The sequence below is a fragment of the Bacillus sp. ms-22 genome, from assembly GCF_009759805.1.
Classification (GTDB): domain Bacteria; phylum Bacillota; class Bacilli; order Bacillales; family Bacillaceae; genus Bacillus; species Bacillus xiamenensis.
Window position 1 is genome coordinate 659,055 of record NZ_CP046653.1, and the last position, 18,414, is coordinate 677,468.

15 protein-coding genes and 1 pseudogene are annotated in these 18,414 nt (G+C 40.1%); 12 read left to right on the forward strand and 4 right to left on the reverse strand.

The annotated features are described in order from the left end of the window. Positions 1–11: 11 nt before the first annotated feature. Both GPA07_RS03425 and GPA07_RS03430 read right to left on the reverse strand, forming a co-directional pair. On the reverse strand, positions 12–1,199 hold the full coding sequence (locus GPA07_RS03425) for a CDP-glycerol glycerophosphotransferase family protein (protein ID WP_157292032.1): 1,188 nt from the start codon (positions 1,197–1,199) through the stop codon (positions 12–14). 11 nt (positions 1,200–1,210) lie between these two features. Beyond that, positions 1,211–1,981 (reverse strand): WecB/TagA/CpsF family glycosyltransferase, encoded by a 771-nt coding sequence (locus GPA07_RS03430; protein WP_071168484.1) that lies wholly within the window; start codon positions 1,979–1,981, stop codon positions 1,211–1,213. A gap of 370 nt (positions 1,982–2,351) precedes the next feature. On the opposite strand from GPA07_RS03430, the gene tagD reads away from it, so the two are divergent. From tagD to tagH, 5 genes are all read left to right on the forward strand, one after another. Then, positions 2,352–2,741: a glycerol-3-phosphate cytidylyltransferase gene (gene tagD, locus GPA07_RS03435; protein ID WP_008357543.1), complete on the forward strand. Its 390-nt coding sequence runs from the start codon at positions 2,352–2,354 to the stop codon at positions 2,739–2,741. 97 nt (positions 2,742–2,838) lie between these two features. Further along, complete coding sequence (locus GPA07_RS03440) at positions 2,839–4,305, forward strand: alpha-glucosyltransferase N-terminal domain-containing protein (protein WP_008357541.1); 1,467 nt, start codon at positions 2,839–2,841, stop codon at positions 4,303–4,305. Between the two features lie 48 nt (positions 4,306–4,353). Beyond that, a complete protein-coding gene (locus GPA07_RS03445) occupies positions 4,354–6,618 on the forward strand; it encodes a CDP-glycerol glycerophosphotransferase family protein (protein ID WP_008357539.1) in 2,265 nt (754 codons plus the stop codon). Between the two features lie 148 nt (positions 6,619–6,766). After that, on the forward strand, positions 6,767–7,594 hold the full coding sequence (locus tag GPA07_RS03450) for an ABC transporter permease (RefSeq protein WP_008357537.1): 828 nt from the start codon (positions 6,767–6,769) through the stop codon (positions 7,592–7,594). 19 nt (positions 7,595–7,613) lie between these two features. Then, positions 7,614–9,215 (forward strand): teichoic acids export ABC transporter ATP-binding subunit TagH, encoded by a 1,602-nt coding sequence (gene tagH, locus GPA07_RS03455; protein WP_157292033.1) that lies wholly within the window; start codon positions 7,614–7,616, stop codon positions 9,213–9,215. Between the two features lie 31 nt (positions 9,216–9,246). Here the strand turns inward: tagH and galU are convergent, their stop codons facing one another. After that, entirely contained in the window at positions 9,247–10,128 is an 882-nt protein-coding gene (galU, locus tag GPA07_RS03460; protein WP_071168488.1) for a UTP--glucose-1-phosphate uridylyltransferase GalU, read from the reverse strand. A gap of 202 nt (positions 10,129–10,330) precedes the next feature. Between galU and wecB the strand changes: the two genes are divergently transcribed. Beyond that, entirely contained in the window at positions 10,331–11,470 is a 1,140-nt protein-coding gene (wecB, locus tag GPA07_RS03465) for a non-hydrolyzing UDP-N-acetylglucosamine 2-epimerase (RefSeq protein ID WP_157292034.1), read from the forward strand. 36 nt (positions 11,471–11,506) lie between these two features. Here the strand turns inward: wecB and tagU are convergent, their stop codons facing one another. After that, positions 11,507–12,427 (reverse strand): polyisoprenyl-teichoic acid--peptidoglycan teichoic acid transferase TagU, encoded by a 921-nt coding sequence (gene tagU, locus GPA07_RS03470; protein WP_008357528.1) that lies wholly within the window; start codon positions 12,425–12,427, stop codon positions 11,507–11,509. Positions 12,428–12,609: 182 nt separating this feature from the next. On the opposite strand from tagU, the gene GPA07_RS03475 reads away from it, so the two are divergent. The 6 genes and pseudogenes from GPA07_RS03475 (at position 12,610) to GPA07_RS03495 (ending at position 18,220) form a co-directional block, all read left to right on the forward strand. Further along, the gene (locus tag GPA07_RS03475) at positions 12,610–12,933 is read left to right on the forward strand and encodes a LytA (protein ID WP_071168490.1); all 324 of its coding nucleotides are present in this window, start codon (positions 12,610–12,612) and stop codon (positions 12,931–12,933) included. Between the two features lie 24 nt (positions 12,934–12,957). Next, complete coding sequence (locus tag GPA07_RS03480; protein WP_157292035.1) at positions 12,958–15,066, forward strand: SpoIID/LytB domain-containing protein; 2,109 nt, start codon at positions 12,958–12,960, stop codon at positions 15,064–15,066. 23 nt (positions 15,067–15,089) lie between these two features. Next, positions 15,090–16,580, forward strand: a complete 1,491-nt coding sequence (locus GPA07_RS03485; RefSeq protein ID WP_008357523.1) for an N-acetylmuramoyl-L-alanine amidase — start codon at positions 15,090–15,092, stop codon at positions 16,578–16,580. 167 nt (positions 16,581–16,747) lie between these two features. Beyond that, on the forward strand, positions 16,748–16,984 hold the full coding sequence (locus GPA07_RS18775; RefSeq protein WP_232532104.1) for a cell wall-binding repeat-containing protein: 237 nt from the start codon (positions 16,748–16,750) through the stop codon (positions 16,982–16,984). After that, positions 16,972–17,533, forward strand: a pseudogene (locus GPA07_RS03490) (N-acetylmuramoyl-L-alanine amidase family protein); the annotation flags it as partial. The gene GPA07_RS18775 and the pseudogene GPA07_RS03490, both read left to right, overlap by 13 nt. A gap of 135 nt (positions 17,534–17,668) precedes the next feature. Beyond that, positions 17,669–18,220, forward strand: a complete 552-nt coding sequence (locus tag GPA07_RS03495) for a hypothetical protein (protein WP_232532140.1) — start codon at positions 17,669–17,671, stop codon at positions 18,218–18,220. Positions 18,221–18,414 lie beyond the last annotated feature (194 nt).

Genomic DNA, 18,414 nt, shown 5'->3' on the forward strand with positions numbered 1-18,414 from the left:
GTCCGTGCTTCCTATTGAGAAGCCGGACGTTTTTTGTGTAAGAGCTGCTGTTCGATAAATGATAAGAGCTGTTTACTTGACTGCCCCTTTGAATATTGATTCCATTCCTCAGCAAAGGTTTTTAATAAGGCTCGATTGTCTGCTTCGTTTAGCTGCATTAGCTCCTTTAAGAGCATGTCATGAGTCACGCAAGCCTTTCCTGGAATGATGTCTTCATAATGATCGACTAAGCCGCGTTTCGTTCGATACGTCTCTAGATCATAAGTGAAGAACAAAACAGGTTTTTGAAGCAGCGCATATTCAAACACAATTGACGAATAATCCGTAATCAAGACATCACAGGCATAGAGCAAAGGATAGAGCGGCTGATCGGACACATCAAATATCCATTCACCATCTGTTTCAGCTTTGGCTAAATGTTTAACCGCAGGATGAAGCTTAACGAGCAGGATGTAGTCGCCGTTCAGTTCTTTCTTCAATTGCTCTTTTGAAAAGGGGAGGACAAGATCGTCCATAGCGAAATCTCGATAGGTCGGTGCATAAAGCAAGATTTTTTTTCCTTTTGGGAAAACATCTGTATCAAAGGAAGGTGGGCGCTGATCATAGTACACATCCGTAAACGGCACACCTGTTGGTAAAAAACGATCGTCATCGACGCCAAATGAAGTGTTAAAAATCTCACGCATTTGATCTGAGCCTGTGACGATATAATCGAAAGACGCATAGACCCGCTTGAAGCGTTTCAGATCACGAGAACTTCGGTCACGATTTGAAGCGTCTTCAAGACCGAACTTTTTCAAAGCGCCATTGGCATGCCACACCTGAATACAAGTAGTAGAAGGTCTATTTCTCAGCACACTTGTCATCAGAAAATAATTGTCCGTGACAACGACTTTGCTTTTCAGCATCGTATACATACATTGAATGAGATGGAAGGGATTTTTTTCATGAAAATAGCGAAATGACACATGAGGCACGTCCTTTTCTATCGCGGAAGCATGCTTCGTATAGAGGACAGTGAGCTTCATCGTCATATTCGCCTGTTGTTGATAAGCATCAATGAGAGCAGCTGCATTCTCCTGGAATGAAACAAGCAGCGTCACCTGGTTTTCACGAGGTTTCACGCCGCTCATCAGCCATCCAATGAAAGACACGAAAGCTGCATAACATGAGATGATCAGTGAGCGTATGTTCATCATGTATCAGTCTCTCACAGCTGCTTCGTCTGATCCTTTACTTGCTCAGGATAGTAGCGCTTTTTCCCTTTGTTTTCTTTTAATACGGCAAAAGCGTACTTCGGAATATTCAGCATTCGTTTCCATCTCCACGGATTGACAATCAGTCTGTACAGCCATTCTGTATTTGTTTTGATCATCCAGCGTGGTGCGCGCTTCACCGTTCCGCTAAATACATCAAAGCTTCCACCTAAACCGATGCAAACAGCTTGCGGGAACAAATGACGGTATTCATAAATAAAGTTCTCTTGGTTTGGATAACCTAAAGCAACAAATACCATATCTGGTTTTGAACGAGCAATTTGTTTTGCCACAAAACGTTTGTCGGCTTGATAACCGTCACAGCTGCCTGCGATCACCACATTTGGATATTCCGAATCAATCCGCTGTTTGACAGCCTCAAGCACTTCTTTTTTCGCCCCATATAAAAAGATACTTTTAGATTGCTTGTTTGCAAGATCGAGCATAGACATGAACACATCAAAACCTGCAATTCTTGATTTCAATGGACTTTGTGTCATGCGTGACATCAACACGACGCCTACACCATCCGGCAGTACATAATCCGCAGAAGAGACCACTTGATGGTACGCATCATCCTTCATGACTGCATAGCCGATCTCTGGATTCACCGTCGCAATCATGGCGCCTCTTCTCTGGGAAATATGATGTTGATTGATATAGCTGATAAATTCTTCTAAGTCGCCATTTACATAAGAAAGGTTAGAGACCATTTCTGTTTGCATTGCTCAGACCCCCTTTTTATCTTGTTATCTATGAACGTTCATTGTAAATTCATTCTTCACCTACTCATCATTTTATCACAGTTGCTCCATGAAATATTAACAATAACTTTACAATCCTTTAAATTTCGTGACATTTTCATCACTTCATAGGACTGAAGCCTAGTGAAACATTGATTTTTCGGACTTTTTCATTCGTGCCCATTAAATTGGAAATAGTTTGTCTTTACATCTGCTTAACGTTTATTGGGCGTTGTGATATAATGAGGTTCCGAAGAGCGAAAAAATATGAATCGATGATAATAGGATTACGGATAAACATTACTGTTTGAAGCAGACGAATAAGGATGAAAGAAAGGAGTTTATGTTTACAATGAAGAAAGTTATTACTTACGGTACATTTGATTTATTACACTGGGGGCACATCAAGCTGCTAGAGCGTGCAAAGCAGCTCGGAGATTACTTAGTGGTGGCCATCTCTACAGATGAATTTAATTTACAAAAATCAAAAAAGGCTTATCATAGCTACGAGCATCGAAAGCTGATTTTAGAAACCATTCGTTATGTAGACGAAGTCATTCCAGAAAATAGCTGGGATCAAAAAGTCCGCGATGTACAAGAGCATGACATTGATGTATTTGTCATGGGAGATGACTGGGAAGGCAAATTCGATTTCTTGAAAGAGTATTGTGAAGTCGTTTACTTGAAGAGAACAGAAGGTATCTCGACAACACAAATTAAGGAAGAAATTGCGGGACTTTAATAGATTGAAAAAAAGTACTTCTTATCTTTTGGTGAGAAGTGCTTTTTCATGTAAAATACAATGAGCAAGGCATCATTATTTTTAAGGAGAGCTTCCTGTGTTTCAAAATTGGATGAAGAAAAAAGTTGAACACACATTGGATCAACCTGAACCACATGAAACAATGACATCAGTTGGTATCCCTGATATGGACTACTACTTTATTGTAGGTGACGTGCCAAAACAGGATGATAGCTTAACGAAGTCTTTAAATGCAAGATTAAAGCGACTGGCTGAGGAACATAAGCATGCTGTGATTTTAACTTTGAACTTCGATGTAAATGCGAAGGAACGTATCCGCAGCATGAAGGAGGCCTTCCATCCTCAAATTGACATCATGAATGTATTCGAACATTATATTTTACCGGAGAGCGGGAGCAAAAGGCATTACTCGGAGTTTATTGCAGGGGAAGTACCGCATTCGATCAATGAATCGGTCATACCGGCAGATGAATCGACCATTCAGGTGACGAGATATGAACTGCCTTCTTCTCCCATTTGGACGATTGATCAATATAATGAAGAGCAGCAATTAGTGAAGAGGGAAGAATACGATTGGCAGGGAGCTTTGCGCAGAGTACAAAGCTTTGTTCCTCATACAGGCGCTCTATACTTAGAGGAATTGATCAAGGACGATGGTAGCATCTGTATGGAGATCATCTACTCTGGTGATGCAAAAAAAAATCCAGTGCGCCACATTAATTGGTATAAAAAAACAGGAATTCAAACATTTTCAAAGAAGACGGATATAAAGCAGCAATGGCTATCTATGATTCAATCACAAAATGACCGGTTAAAGCTGATGGTAACAGAGGAACGGGACCAAGATCGCCATCTGTTTAAAATAGATCAACCGGAAACAACTTATTATGCTGCTTTTGTGCATGAAGCCCATTATGAGGAAAATCCGCACCACATTGATTCTCAATATGGAGAATTATTTAAACAAATCAGAAAACAGCAAGTGGATGCCGTCTTCTTTGGAGATACTAAGCATAAAGAAGATGTCGAGAAGGTATTGGGAGAACAAGCTTATTTTTATCATGTGCCTTCTGATGAAATGCCGGCTTGGAATAGAGCCCTTCATCAGATGCTCGAAAACCGTGTGCGTAAAGATGAACTGAGAAGTATCGTGGAGCGCATGAAATGGAGCTTGCGTGATCTAAGCTCTGAACACCATGTTCTGCACCTTCAGCTTGAGGTGAAGGACGAAATGAGCCAAGCGGATCATGTGAAAATTGATTTTGCAGGATATGATCGAGTCAATGGAGCTGAAATTATCTCTCAAACAATTGATGAAAACCATCAAGTTAGCTTCCCAATTGGTCATTTTCAAACAAAGAAAAACATTGAATTGAACGAAACGAAATATGTTGATTTTTACATTCGCTTCAAAACAGAAGAACTTCAAGAAGTTCTGCAACGTCTAGAAGTAGAGGGAGAGCTCCTGACCAATAAACCATCATCAATAGATGGCTGGTCGTATCAAACAAAGCAGGGGAACTATTCTTGGAAAGTGAAATAATGATACAAAATAGCGGTAAGATTTTTGAATAGAGGAGACTAACGATTAATGATTGAAGATGGTATTCATAAAAAGAGTGTCGTTATAGGTTTAAAAAATCATCATGAGAAATTAGAAATGCTCGTCCGCATCTACGATGACATGCCATTAGCAGATAGAGAATTTTATCTGTTTATGAGAGAAAGGGTATCAAAACAAGAACTATTCCTTCCGCTTGTTCATCAGGAAGAGAATCTATTCAAATTGGTACTGAATGAAGCTTCGTTCCCGCTTTCGTTAGAGCAAGGCCAGACATATAACTTATATGTTACGGACTATCTGAGCGCAGACAAAGAAGAGGACGAAGACGAGCTTGAAGACTCAGCCTATGATTCTGATTCGGAAGAAGAGGAAGAGGAAGTAAAAGAAGCCGATATCAATGCAGATTCTGAAATAGAAGAGAAAACACCATATTATAAACGTCGTTTGAAAATGGACATTGAAACGCCAGAGATGACATTTGTAGAAAATAAAGAGGCGATGCTGTATGTCATTCCATATCGTACAGACAAGGGAAATGCTTCTTTGAAAATCAAGCGGGAGCTCAAAGTTGTGAAATTCAATCACATCGAGCTTAACAAAGAATGTACGTTATCTTTATCTGGGTATGCAGGCGTTCTGAGTGCAGAGCACCCTTATCAAATCAAAGAAGTAAAGCTTCTATTGAAGAAGAATGGTGAAGAACCAATTGAGCACCGCTTTCCGGTAAAGATCACACATAAAAAAGATGAAGCAATTGAATACCGTGATGACCATCAAACACCACAGCTTTATCAATTTTTAGCAGAAGTCCCTTTGAAGGAATTAACTTATTCCTTAAACAAACGCCTTGTATATCGTTTCTATCTTGAGTTTATTTGCGATGTTAACGGAGTGGAAGAAACGCTAACAACGACTTCTTTAGTGCTGGGAGATCGTTCAAACAAACTCAAAGGGCTTGTTCAAATTTATAAACGAAACGATGTACCGATTCGATATGAAGTGTACCGAAAGAAAAAAAGACAAACGCTTGGCATCCGAATTAATGATTACACCATGAAGACACGTGCTAAGTACTATGTGAAGAGCAAATGGAAGAAAGTCAAAAAGCAAATCGGCAAAATCAAAAAAGTCCGCAATCGACTTGTGACAAGGACGTTCCAAACGACCTTTACACTGGCGAGTAAGCTATCTGTGAAAGAGAAAACCGTTGTTTTTGAGAGCTTTAATGGGAAACAATTCAGCTGTAACCCTCGTGCTATTTATGAATATATGAAAGAAAATCACCCTGAATATACGCTGATCTGGAGCGTTAAAAAAGGGCATGAAGCACCGTTTAAGGAAAGAGGCATCTACTATATCAATCGTCTGTCATTCAAATGGATTTTTGCGATGGCAAGAGCCGAGTATTGGGTCGTAAACAGCCGTTTGCCGCTATGGGTTCCAAAACCAGACCACACAACATATTTGCAAACATGGCACGGTACGCCGTTAAAACGACTGGCGATGGACATGGACGAAGTGCATATGCCTGGAACAAACACAAAGAAATACAAAAAGAACTTCACGAAAGAAGCATCGAACTGGGATTATCTCATTTCTCCTAATGCATACTCGACTGAAATCTTTACACGTGCGTTCCAATTCCAGAAGACCATGATTGAGTCGGGATATCCGAGAAATGATTTCCTTCACAATCAAAACAATGAAGAAACGATGAGAGCACTCAAACAAAAAATGAACCTGCCGCTTGATAAAAAATTGATTTTATATGCACCGACATGGAGAGACGATCAATTTTATAAAAAAGGGCAGTACAAGTTTGATTTAGACCTTGATCTGCATGAGCTGAGAGCAGCTATCGGAGAAGAATATATCATCATTCTTCGTATGCACTATTTAGTCGCTGAAAACTTTGATCTAGGACCATATGAAGGCTTTGCCTATGACTTCTCTCATTACGAAGACATTCGAGACCTGTATATGATTTCTGATCTGCTCATCACAGATTACTCATCCGTGTTCTTTGATTATGCAAACCTCAAACGTCCGATGCTGTTCTATGTACCAGACATCGAAACATATCGTGACAAACTAAGAGGCTTCTACTTCGACTTTGAACAAGAAGCACCAGGACCGCTTGTAAAAGAAACATCAAGCGTGATTGAATGGGTAAGAGAAACAGAACAGCCGACTTTTACATTACCAGCTTCATTCGCACCGTTTTATGAAAAGTTCTGCTATTTAGAGAGCGGAGAGTCATCGAAGCGTGTGGTGGAAGTAGTGTTTGAATAGGTTAAATAAACAGGATAAAGGCTTACAGCTAATGGCTTGTAAGCCTTTTATCATGATATAAAGTGAAATAATCCTCAACTTCTGTTACAATTATGAACGGTGCTTTTAAAAAAGTAATCCCAAAAACTTATATCTAAGGAAGATAACAATGAACGCAATGTTGACGATATTGAAGGAGCAAATCGGCTCATTTCCGCTGATTATGCGACTTGCTGTTTATGAAACAAAATCAAAATATCAGATGAATTATTTAGGTGTTTTATGGCAGTTTTTAAATCCATTGATTCAAATGCTGGCTTACTGGTTTGTTTTTGGTATGGGAATTAGAGGAGGACAGCCAATTGTCATTGGAGGCATGGAGGTTCCATTTATCATTTGGATGCTTGCCGGATTAATTCCATGGTTCTTCATTAGTCCGACGATTCTTGATGGATCAAACAGTGTGTTTAAACGCATTAATATGGTATCGAAAATGAATTTTCCGATTAGTGCGCTGCCGTCTGTGGTGATTATGTCCAATTTGTTTAGCTATTTTGTCATGATGGGTGTCTATCTGATTGTGCTGATTTCCTATGGCATATATCCTGACGCGCATTGGCTACAATATATATACTATCTGATTTGTATGATCGCGTTTATGTTTTCGTTTAGTTTGTTTAATTCAACAATTAGCGTACTCGTAAGAGATTATCAATTTCTGTTACAATCCGTGACACGTTTACTTTTCTTTTTGCTGCCGATTTTTTGGAATATCTCAGAGAAGCTCACTGGAGACAAAGCATGGATAGGAGATATTTTAAGATTGAATCCTCTTTTCTACATTATTGATGGTTTCAGAAATAGCTTGTTAAAGGGAGAATGGTTCTTCCATGATGTGAAATATACGCTTTATTTTTGGCTGATGACGCTTCTTCTTTTAACAGTTGGTTCATTGCTTCATATGAAATTCAGGGATAAATTTGTCGATTTTCTTTAAAAAGTAAGGAGATTATACGATGAAACTAAAGGTTTCGTTTCGAAACGTATCCAAGCAATACGTCCTATATAAAAAACAGTCGGATAAGATTAAAGGGCTGTTTTTTCCTAATAAAAATGAAAAAGGTTTCTTTGCTGTTCGTGATGTGTCCTTTGACGTATATGAAGGTGAGACGATTGGTTTTGTAGGAATCAATGGATCTGGAAAATCAACGATGTCGAACCTTCTAGCGAAAATCATTCCACCGACGAGCGGTGAGATTGATATGGATGGCCAGCCTTCGTTAATTGCCATTTCGGCAGGGCTGAATAATCAATTAAGCGGTAAAGACAACATTCGATTAAAGTGCTTAATGATGGGGCTGACGAATAAAGAAATAGACGAGCTATATGAAAAAATCGTCGAGTTTGCGGATATTGGCGACTTTATCGATCAGCCTGTAAAGAGCTATTCAAGCGGGATGAAATCTCGTTTAGGCTTTGCCATTTCAGCACATATTGATCCAGATATCCTCATTATTGATGAAGCGTTATCTGTAGGAGACCAAACCTTCTATCAAAAATGTGTGGACCGCATTACAGAATTTAAAGAACAAGGAAAGACAATCTTTTTTGTGAGCCACTCCATTAGTCAAATCCAAAAAATCTGTGACCGGGTTGCTTGGATGCATTATGGTGAGCTTCGTATGTTTGATGATACGAAAAAGGTTGTGAAAGAGTATAAGGAGTTTGTTGAATGGTTTAACAAGCTATCCAAGCAAGAGAAAAAGGAATACCAATTGAAGCACAAGGAAGGTCGAAAAGGTGTACAAAAGACAGAAAGGGTGTCTCGTTATCATGAGAACGGGAAACGACGTTCGTTTTTCGGACCAGCGTTACAAGTGACGATTTTAGCGCTCTTCACCATCTTACTTGCCCTTTCTATGTTTTCGGACCGCCCGCTTCGTACGCTGGCGACATTTGGTGCAATTCCATCAAATAAAACAGAGGCGCCTCAGTCAACGAAGAATGAGACGAAAGGTGCCTCTGATATGAAAAAAATTGATCAACTGGCCATAGTCAAGGCAGATCCAATGACAGTCTATAAAGACCAAGCCATGAAGAAAAAGGCAGACGTTACGTTGCCGTTTGGACAAGAAGTACAGGCTGTGGCTGAAAACAAACAAACCGTTCAAATCAAAACGGCAGCAGAGACGTATTATGCGAAACCTAATGCGCTGCAAAACGCAGATGAGTTGAAGCCATTATCCATCGGACCCGCACAGTTCAATTCCTACGTATCTCCCGCATCCGCAGGCTCGTATGAATACTTACTTTCTTTCCTTGGGAAAGACGAGTCTGTGCTGAAGCAAAGAATGCAAACACTTATCTCGGTCAAAAGTGAACAGGGTGATGCCATTGAGCGGCTGACGACTGAAAAAACGGATTATGTGATTCAAAATGGACAGGCGAAAACGATGGTGTTCCGCGAGATCATGACGATTTCTCCTTCGACACTCGGGCTGACAGAACATAATGTCTGGATGAATGAGAAACAAACGAAATTCGCAGTAAAGGGCGAAAATTATCTGTTTGTCATTGATAATGAACAGCATACGCTGACCATTTCAGTTTTGAAATAAAAAGAAAAGCTGCCGATGCCGGTAGCTTTTCTTAATGGGCTTCTTCTTTTTCAAGAAGCTGTTTCATAAATGGAATGAGTTTCTTTTTCAGCTCTTCATCCTGAAGGGCAAACTCTAGGGTCGTTTCAATGAAACCTTGTTTCTCGCCGACATCATATCGTTTTCCTTCGAAATCATAGGCAAATACGCGCTGGATGTCATTGAGCTTTTGGATGGCATCTGTCAGTTGAATTTCTCCGCCTGCACCAATTTCTTGTTGATCGAGGAACATAAAAATCTCTGGCGTGAAAATGTAGCGCCCTAAAATGGCTAGATTCGATGGTGCTGTTCCTTGCGGCGGCTTTTCAACAAAGTTTTTCACTTGGTAGCGGCGTCCTTCTTGTGTAAGAGGGTCAATGATCCCGTAGCGATGCGTATCGCTGTCCGCTACCTGCTGAACGCCGATCACAGATGACAAGGTTTTTTCATATTCATCCATCAGCTGGCGGAGCCCAGGTGTTTCGGCTTGAACAATGTCATCCCCTAGTAACACGGCAAATGGTTCATCGCCGATAAAGTTACGGGCGCACCAAACGGCGTGACCAAGCCCTTTAGGCTCCTTTTGGCGGATGTAATGAATGTCAGCAATATTAGAGGACTTTCTTACCTTTTCTAGTAATTCTGTCTTCCCTTTTTCTTCTAGATTACGTTCTAGTTCGGGAGCAAAATCAAAATGATCTTCTATAGCTCTTTTCCCTTTCCCAGTCACAATAATAATATCTTCGATGCCTGAATCAACAGCTTCTTCGATAATATATTGAATAGTTGGTTTATCTACGATTGGGAGCATTTCCTTAGGCATGGCCTTTGTTGCAGGAAGAAAACGTGTTCCTAGACCTGCAGCTGGTATAATGGCTTTACGTACTTTTTTCAATGAATTTTGCACCTTCCTTAAATACGATTGTATATATAGAGAGTATACTATTAAATTCTATCTTACTTTTAAAAGGAGTCAAACTCTATTGTGATGTTTTATTTAAATATTTTATTAAGCTATAATGAAGTTCAATTATCAATTGTAGATAATTTTTGTATAATGGGCTCATAATAATTGAGAAGGAAAGAGGCATCGACTATTGAAAACATTACATGTAATGACTGTATTCGGGACGAGGCCTGAAGCGATTAAAATGGCACCCCTTGTCCTTGAACTAAAAAAATATCCACAAATTAAATCTTCGGTTACTGTGACTGCTCAGCATCGTCAAATGCTTGATCAAGTGCTGAAAGCTTTTGATATCAAGCCCGATCACGATTTAAATATTATGAAAGAACGCCAAACATTATCTGAAATCACATCAAACGCCCTGTTAAAACTAGATCAATTATTCCAAGAGGAAAAACCTGATATTGTCCTTGTTCATGGAGACACAACGACAACCTTTGCGGGAAGTTTAGCTGCTTTTTATCACCAAATCTCAGTAGGCCATGTTGAGGCAGGCTTGAGAACACATAATAAGTATTCTCCATTCCCAGAGGAATTGAACCGCCAAATGACAGGTACTATTGCTGATATTCACTTTGCACCTACGGCTGAGGCGAAGCAGAATCTTTTAATAGAAAATAAAAAAGAAGAAACCATATTTGTCACAGGAAATACCGCCATTGACGCTCTGCAAACAACAGTCACTGAACAGTATCAGCATCCTATTCTAGAGAAAATAGGCACAGATAAAATGATCTTATTAACGGCTCATCGTAGGGAGAACCTTGGTCAGCCGATGAAAAACATGTTTAGAGCGATTAGACGTGTTGTAGAAGAGTTTGAAGATGTTCAGGTCGTATATCCTGTTCATTTAAATCCTGTCGTTCGTGATGCGGCACAGACGGAATTCAGTGATCTCGATCGTGTGCACTTAATTGAGCCGCTTGAAGTGGTTGACTTCCATAACTTTGCTGCCGCTTCACACTTTATTTTAACGGATTCCGGCGGTGTGCAAGAGGAGGCTCCTTCTTTAGGGAAGCCAGTATTAGTGCTGCGTGATACAACAGAACGTCCAGAAGGCGTGAAAGCTGGCACGCTCAAGCTCGCAGGAACAGATGAGGAAACCATTTATCAGATGGCAAAAGAGCTGTTAGAAGACCAGCAAGAGTACGATAACATGTCGAAGGCTTCTAACCCTTATGGTGATGGACAAGCATCGAAACGTATCGTTCAAGAGCTCCTTCATCGTTTTGGGTTAAGTGACGAAAAGCCAGCCCCATTTCAATCATAAAAAAACGAAGACTACATTCACGTAGTCTTCGTTTTTTTACTGCTCTAAACTTTCCTTCAATTCCTTCTTCACTTTCGCTAAACTGCTGTCATCAAGCTGATAATAATAAATGTTATTGATTCGTGTGCCTGTGCCTTTCAGCTCGTGCTGTTTCACATTCTGTCTTGCATCACGATAATCATTCATCAGCGTCCACATATCGTCAAAGGACATGTTGGTTTTCATGTTGTTTTCAACAACTTTAAACATATCGCCGAATTTCGTAATAGATGAGATGTTAGCTCCTTTTGCAATGATGCCTTCAATGACCTGACGCTGTCTTTGCTGACGCCCGAAGTCACCTTTAGGGTCTTGCTTTCTCATTCTTGTATAGGCAAGGGCTTCATCGCCGTTCAGGTTAATCTCTCCTGTACCAAATGAATGGCCGTCATAGCTGAAAGCAAACGTGCTGTTCACTGTGATGCCGCCAAGTGTATCGACAATATCTTTAAAGCTTTCCATGTTTACTTTAAAAAAGTAATCAACAGGTACATCAAGCAGTTCTTCTACTGTATCTGCTGCCATTTGTGTACCGCCGAAAGCGTAAGAATGGTTGATTTTATCCATTGTGCCTTTTCCGACAATTTTTGTATACGTATCACGCGGGATACTCACCATCTCGGTTGTTTTGGTTTTCGGATTGACTGTCATGTATATTAATGTATCTGCACGGCCGCGGTCATTCTTTCTTTCATCGACACCCATGATTAAAATCGAGATCGGGTCTTTCTTACTTAAATCGACATCTTTGTCACGCTTATCTGACTTCTTTAAGTTTTCCTGAATACCTGCAACCGTTGATGCCGCTGTGTTCCAAAGATGATAGGCATATCCGCCAGTAACTAAAACGAACAAGCCAATAATCGATAAAACAATCCAAAGAACCTTTTTCTTCTTTCTTTTTCTTTCAGCTCTCATAATGTCCCTCACCTTTTCTATGATTCTTCCATGATTATAGGTTTACGAATCTTGATAAACAAGTTATTTTTTTACTCTGAACCTAGATATAGACGTTGTAACAAAAAAAAGGTTTCAAAAAACCTTAAATTTACCTTAAAATATTATGTTATAAGACGATACAAAGACATGAGGTGAAAAAAATGAAGAAAATCGTCGGTTTACCGTTCTTAATACTACTACTAGGTATCGTGCTCACAGCATGTGGAACGGCTGAGCAGTCCTCAGGAGAAAACAAGACAAGCAGTTCAACTCCTCAGGTACTTGAAGAACAAGCTGAATTTATTGGAATGGCTGATGCACATACAGTTGAAGTGAAAAAAATGAATACGACCTTAAGCTATGAATTTACGGATAATTTTAAAGATGTGTTAAATGAATTTAAACCAGGTGACAAAGTAGAAATCTCTTACTTTATCAATGACAGTGGTCAAAAAGAAATTCAAAAGATTGAAAAACAGAAGTAAAAAAGATGGGCGGGATGAACAAAATTGAAGAAAACAGGCATTACACTTATTGTTCTCATGACACTGACTCTACTAGTCGCACCGTTTCAGTCTGCCATGGCTAGCTCGACAATTTCAGTGAAATTGTCTAATTATATCGGAAACAAAAATAGTATAGATCTATCAACAACTGGAGAATACAAGCTATCAGGATCAAATGTTGCTGTCACGAAAAGATATGATGGCAAAAATCGATACGAAGTAGCCAATAGTATCGCTTCTGCAGGCTGGACAAACCCTTCAACCGTTGTGATTGTGAGCCGAGATGCTTTTGATCATGCCATTTCTGTATCGCCGTTAGCATACAAACTGGGCGCACCGATTTTGTACACGAACATTGAAAAGCTCACGAAAACAACTGAAAACCAGCTGAAAAAAATGAATCCGGACAACATCCTGATTATCGGTAATACGAAAAGTATTTCAACAGCTGCTGAGAAATCAATCAAAAAGTACGGTAAAGTGAGACGCATTAGTGGAAAAGACAAGTTTGAAATATCCCAAAAAATCGCAAAGGAAATGGGTAACTATCAGCAAGCCGTAGTTGTCGGCGGGAACTCATTTATGAATGGGATTGCGATTGCATCCTATGCATCGAGAAAAGGATACCCAATTCTCTTAACAAAAAAAGATTCTATTCCGTCCTACAAATTGCCAAGTAAAGTGATCATCGTCGGCAGTACGAAAAGTACTGGACAAAAAGTAGAAAATCAAATCAAAAAAACCTCACAAGTTACACGAATCAGCGGGGCCAATCGCTACGAATTATCTGTGAATATCATCAAGAAATTAAATATCAATGCAGATAAAGTCTATTTAGCAAAAGCCTCTAGCTATATTTATGCAATGCCGATGTCGCAATTGGCTGCAAAATCTAACAGTACCGTTGTGTATGTGAAACCAGATTCTGTTACAGCATCACTAAAAGCACTGCTGAAAGAAAAAGGTACATATGCTTACCATCTGGCTGGTAGCACAAGTGCAATCAAAGATAGCTTGAAAGATTCTTTAGCCAAGCAAGTCTATCTGAAAAAAAATCAAAACTACCAATTGAATATTTCTAACGGAAAAATTTCATTAAAAGGCATCAAGACGTATAACACATTAAGAGTTGTTCCTGAGAAATATTCAACGAAAAATGTCCTTCAAATTGCAGGAAAGCCTTACTTAGGTCATGTAAACTTTGCCATTGAATCAGGATATATCAGGCCGACTCTCGAAAATATTCCATTTGAAGACTATCTTAAAGGTGTTGTGCCCAACGAAATGCCTGCAAGCTGGCATGTTGAAGCATTAAAAGCACAAGCGGTTGCCGCTAGAACGTATTCAGTGAAAAGTATTGGGAAAGTCGTACCTGATACAACAGCCTTCCAAGTATATGGAGGATATAATTGGTACACGAATTCGACAAAAGCTGTCGATGCCACAAAAGGAAAGGTTCTGACATATAACAATCAACTCATTTCAGCAACTTATTATTCTAGTAATGGCGGATATACTGAGGCAAGTGAAGAAGTGTGGGGAAATGCACTTCCATACTTAGTAGCCAAAAAAGACACAAAAGATCCGGTCAATACTTGGACACTAAAGTTGTCTAAAAAACAATTAGGCACTACGCTCACTGCAAGTACAGCAGCCTCTCAGTGGTCTAAGACAAAAGAAGCAAATGCAGCCGATCTTGCTGGTCTAAAATCATGGCTGCTGAAAAACAAAGAAACAGCTGCATCTGACATGAGAATCGCAGCAATCTCTAGTCTGACATTCTCGGGTAAAACAAAAGGTCAGCGTGCGCAGACAGTATCAATCAAGCTGAATTACCATTTGAAAAACAAAACAGGCACGTATACAGTGAACAAAAGTACAACGGCAAGTATGAAGATGACGGAGTTTAGAACCGTCATGGGCGCAACAAAGGTGAAAAGTACGTTTGCGTCAGTAAAAAATAATACAGATGACTTCACGATTTCAGGAAAAGGGTATGGTCACGGCATTGGAATGAGCCAATACGGCGCCAAAGCTAGAGCTGAATCTGGAGACTCATATTCTTCCATACTTTCGTTCTACTATCCAGGCACGAAACTAACAAACTATTAAAAGGTTAAGGGAGGACTTAGAAGATGCGCTCAATGATCAAAACAGCCATCCTCAGCCTCATCGCTATTTTCGTTATTGTTCCAACAGCTTTGGCAGATAACTCAGTCTCTCGAATTGACGGCGGGAGCCGGTATGCTGTAGCAGCAAATGTAGCGAAAACAGGATGGGGAACAGCAAGTACAGTTGTTTTAGTAGGGAAGACTGCGTATGCAGATGCAACAGCGGGGATTCCGCTTGCACATCAAAAAAATGGACCAGTTCTTTACACAAACAGTAAAAGCCTTTCAGGTGATACAAAAAAAGCCTTAACGGCATTAAAGACAAAGACAGTCATTGTATTAGGCAGCACATCAAGTGTGTCAAATGACGTGGTCAATCAAGTGAAGAAAATGGGCATCTCTACACAACGTATTTCAGGAAAAAACCGATATGAGCTATCTGCAAATATCGCGAAAAAAATGAAAACGCCAGCTGGCGTTGTTGTCGTGGAAGGTTCTTTCTATGCGCATGGGATTGCGATTGCACCTGTGGCAGCGCAAAAAGGTTTCCCAATTTTATATACAGACAAAAAGGGCCTTCGTTCTGAAATCGCTGCTGTTGCAAAGGCAAGCAATGTCAAACAAACCATTGTCGTAGGCGGAGAGAATTACGTCACAAAAGCAGCTTACAATCAGTTGAAATCTCCAACTCGAATCAAAGGCTCTACTCGTTATGACGTAGCTGCGAATATTGTGAAAAAGTACAATATGAGCACAAATAACACCTATGTAGGAAGAGGATTTGGCTATGCCACTTCATCTTCTGCGGCAGGGATTGCAGCCAAGCAAAACAAAGCCTTGCTTTTGACGAACGAAAAGACGTTGCCAAAAGTAACAAGAGCAACAATTAGTAGTAAAAATATCACCAAATTCACGGTCGTAGGCAGTCCAAATACGGTCACAGCAACTGTTGTGAATCAATTGAAGAACCCAGTCGTCGGCAAAAAAGTATTCATTGACCCAGGTCATGGCGCTCAAGATTCAGGAGCTGTAGGCTATGGATTATATGAGAAGAACTTAAATCTAGACGTAGCGAAGCGTTTAAATACAAAATTAAACAACGCAGGTGCACTCGTTACCATGTCAAGAACATCAGACACATTTGACAGTCTTCAAACACGAGTGAGCAAAGGTGCGGATGCGAAAGCAGATATCTTCATTAGTGTTCATGCGAATTCAAATGATAACAGCAGTGCAAATGGGACAGAAACGTATTACGACACAACATATGCGTCTGCAAACAGCTTAAAGCTTGCACAAAACATCCAGCCTAAAATGGTCAGTGCATTAGGCACAAGAGACCGCGGTGTGAAAACAGCTGGCTTCTATGTCATTAAATATTCTAAGATGCCGAGTGTTCTCTTAGAAACTGGTTTTGTTTCCAGTCCAGTTGATTCAAATATTTTGAAATCCGCCACATATAAAGACCGATTAGCATCAGGGATTTCAAGCGGCGTTTCAGGCTATTTTAGATAAAAAAACACAAACATGAGGGGTGCCTAAGATACTCCTCTAGGCTGCTCGAGAACGTCTCTCGGCAGCCTTTTTTCAAAAGTCCAAAGTCCATGAAGTGATTCCAGGGTGAAGGGTTCAAAACCAAGGAGGTTGACTTCATTCGTTTCTATATTAAATGTTTTGTATTGATGGCGATTTCTCTATGTTTGTATGCACCATCTGCATTTGCACAGCATACCGTATCGAGGATTGAAGGAAGTAATCGGTATGAGGTCGCAGTAAATGCTGCGAAAAGAGGATGGTCGACAGCATCTACTGTTGTTCTAGTAGGCGGGGATGCATATGCGGATGCTCTAAGTGCTGTGCCTTATGCCTTTCAGCAAGCGGAGCGTCCAACATTCGAGCCAATGTCGTCACACAACTGAAAAATGCGGTGTTAGGTGAAACCATTTTGATCGATTCAGGTCATGGTGCGCAGGATGCTGGAGCGGTTGGGAATGGACTTCTTGAAAAAAACGTCAATTTAGAAGTGGCGTTAAAGCTGCGTGGTAGGCTCAATCAAGCGGGTGCCATAACGGTCATGTCTAGATCATCTGATACTTTTGATTCCTTGCAAACACGTGTAAGCAAAGGGGCACAGGCGGGTGCTGATGTATTTCAGCATCCATGCCAATGCAAATGATAACAGAAGTGCAAATGGTACAGAGACATATTATGATGCGACGTATGCTGCGGCCAATAGTTTAAAGCTGGCACAAAAGGTTCAGCCCCGAATGGTGAGTGCCCTCGGTACAAAGGATCGCGGCGTGAAAACAGCCGGTTTCTACGTGATCAAGTATTCAAAAATGCCAAGCATACTGCTGGAAACAGGGTTTGTGACCAGTCCGATTGATGCCAGTATTTTAAAATCAACCATTGCAAAGGATCGGCTAGCTTCTGGAATCGCTGCGGGTGTTTCGGTTTATTTCGAATAAAATAAACCGAATGCCTGACATGTCAAGTTAAAAATACATTTCAATTCAGGTTATTTTTGTTATAATTGAAACATAGAGGGTGGATTTTTTGTGTGTTTACCTTCCGATGACAGCAAATCGACAAATCATGAAGAGGTGACGATATTGAAAAAGTTAATCACAATGCCGATTTTAGTATTACTTCTAGGTGTAGTGCTTACAGCATGCGGCACAACAAATCAATCAAACAATAACAATACGGATAACAGCAAAAAAGAAACAACGGAATCAGCTGATCAAAACAAAGAAAAAGCAACAGATGACCAGACAGAAGACGCAGACGATGAAAGCAAAGAAACAGCTGCTCAAACAGAAGATCAAGCAGGTCAATCTGATGAAGATACAAAAGATAGCTCAAGTAAAGAAATAACAAAAGAAGAAACGACTCAGGACGAGTCTAAAACAAAGAAAGAATCAACATCGAATAAGAACAATGAAGTCACCAAAGAAGGCACATATGTCGGTTTGGCTGATGGACACACCATTGCTGTCAACATTGATGGAAAAGAAATAGCCATTCAATTCGGAAATACATTCTCTAAACAAGTCAACAGCCTAAAAGAAGAATCAAAAGTGAAAGTAACCTATACAAAAGATGCAAACGGAACGCTCCGACTTAAGACAATCGAATCCGTAAAGGCAAAATAAAAAAAGACACGTAGACCCGCAGAATTGCGGGTCTTTTTTACGTTTAAAAGGGCATAACTTGATATAAGGGCACATTCTTAACACACTTTTACAAGACTTAACAGCCCATTTACATTTGCTTAATGTTGCTCTGCTAAACTGACTTTCATAGAACATCTCTTTACACAACAACTACTCTGAATGGTGAGGTGCAG

Coding starts and splice junctions, on each gene's coding strand:
- GPA07_RS03425 (WP_157292032.1), bottom strand. CDS start 1,199: ATGATGAACATACGCTCACTGATCATCTCATGTTATGCAGCTTTCGTG.
- GPA07_RS03430 (WP_071168484.1), bottom strand. CDS start 1,981: ATGCAAACAGAAATGGTCTCTAACCTTTCTTATGTAAATGGCGACTTA.
- tagD (WP_008357543.1), top strand. CDS start 2,352: ATGAAGAAAGTTATTACTTACGGTACATTTGATTTATTACACTGGGGG.
- GPA07_RS03445 (WP_008357539.1), top strand. CDS start 4,354: ATGATTGAAGATGGTATTCATAAAAAGAGTGTCGTTATAGGTTTAAAA.
- GPA07_RS03450 (WP_008357537.1), top strand. CDS start 6,767: ATGAACGCAATGTTGACGATATTGAAGGAGCAAATCGGCTCATTTCCG.
- tagH (WP_157292033.1), top strand. CDS start 7,614: ATGAAACTAAAGGTTTCGTTTCGAAACGTATCCAAGCAATACGTCCTA.
- tagU (WP_008357528.1), bottom strand. CDS start 12,427: ATGAGAGCTGAAAGAAAAAGAAAGAAGAAAAAGGTTCTTTGGATTGTT.
- GPA07_RS03475 (WP_071168490.1), top strand. CDS start 12,610: ATGAAGAAAATCGTCGGTTTACCGTTCTTAATACTACTACTAGGTATC.
- GPA07_RS03485 (WP_008357523.1), top strand. CDS start 15,090: ATGCGCTCAATGATCAAAACAGCCATCCTCAGCCTCATCGCTATTTTC.
- GPA07_RS18775 (WP_232532104.1), top strand. CDS start 16,748: ATGGCGATTTCTCTATGTTTGTATGCACCATCTGCATTTGCACAGCAT.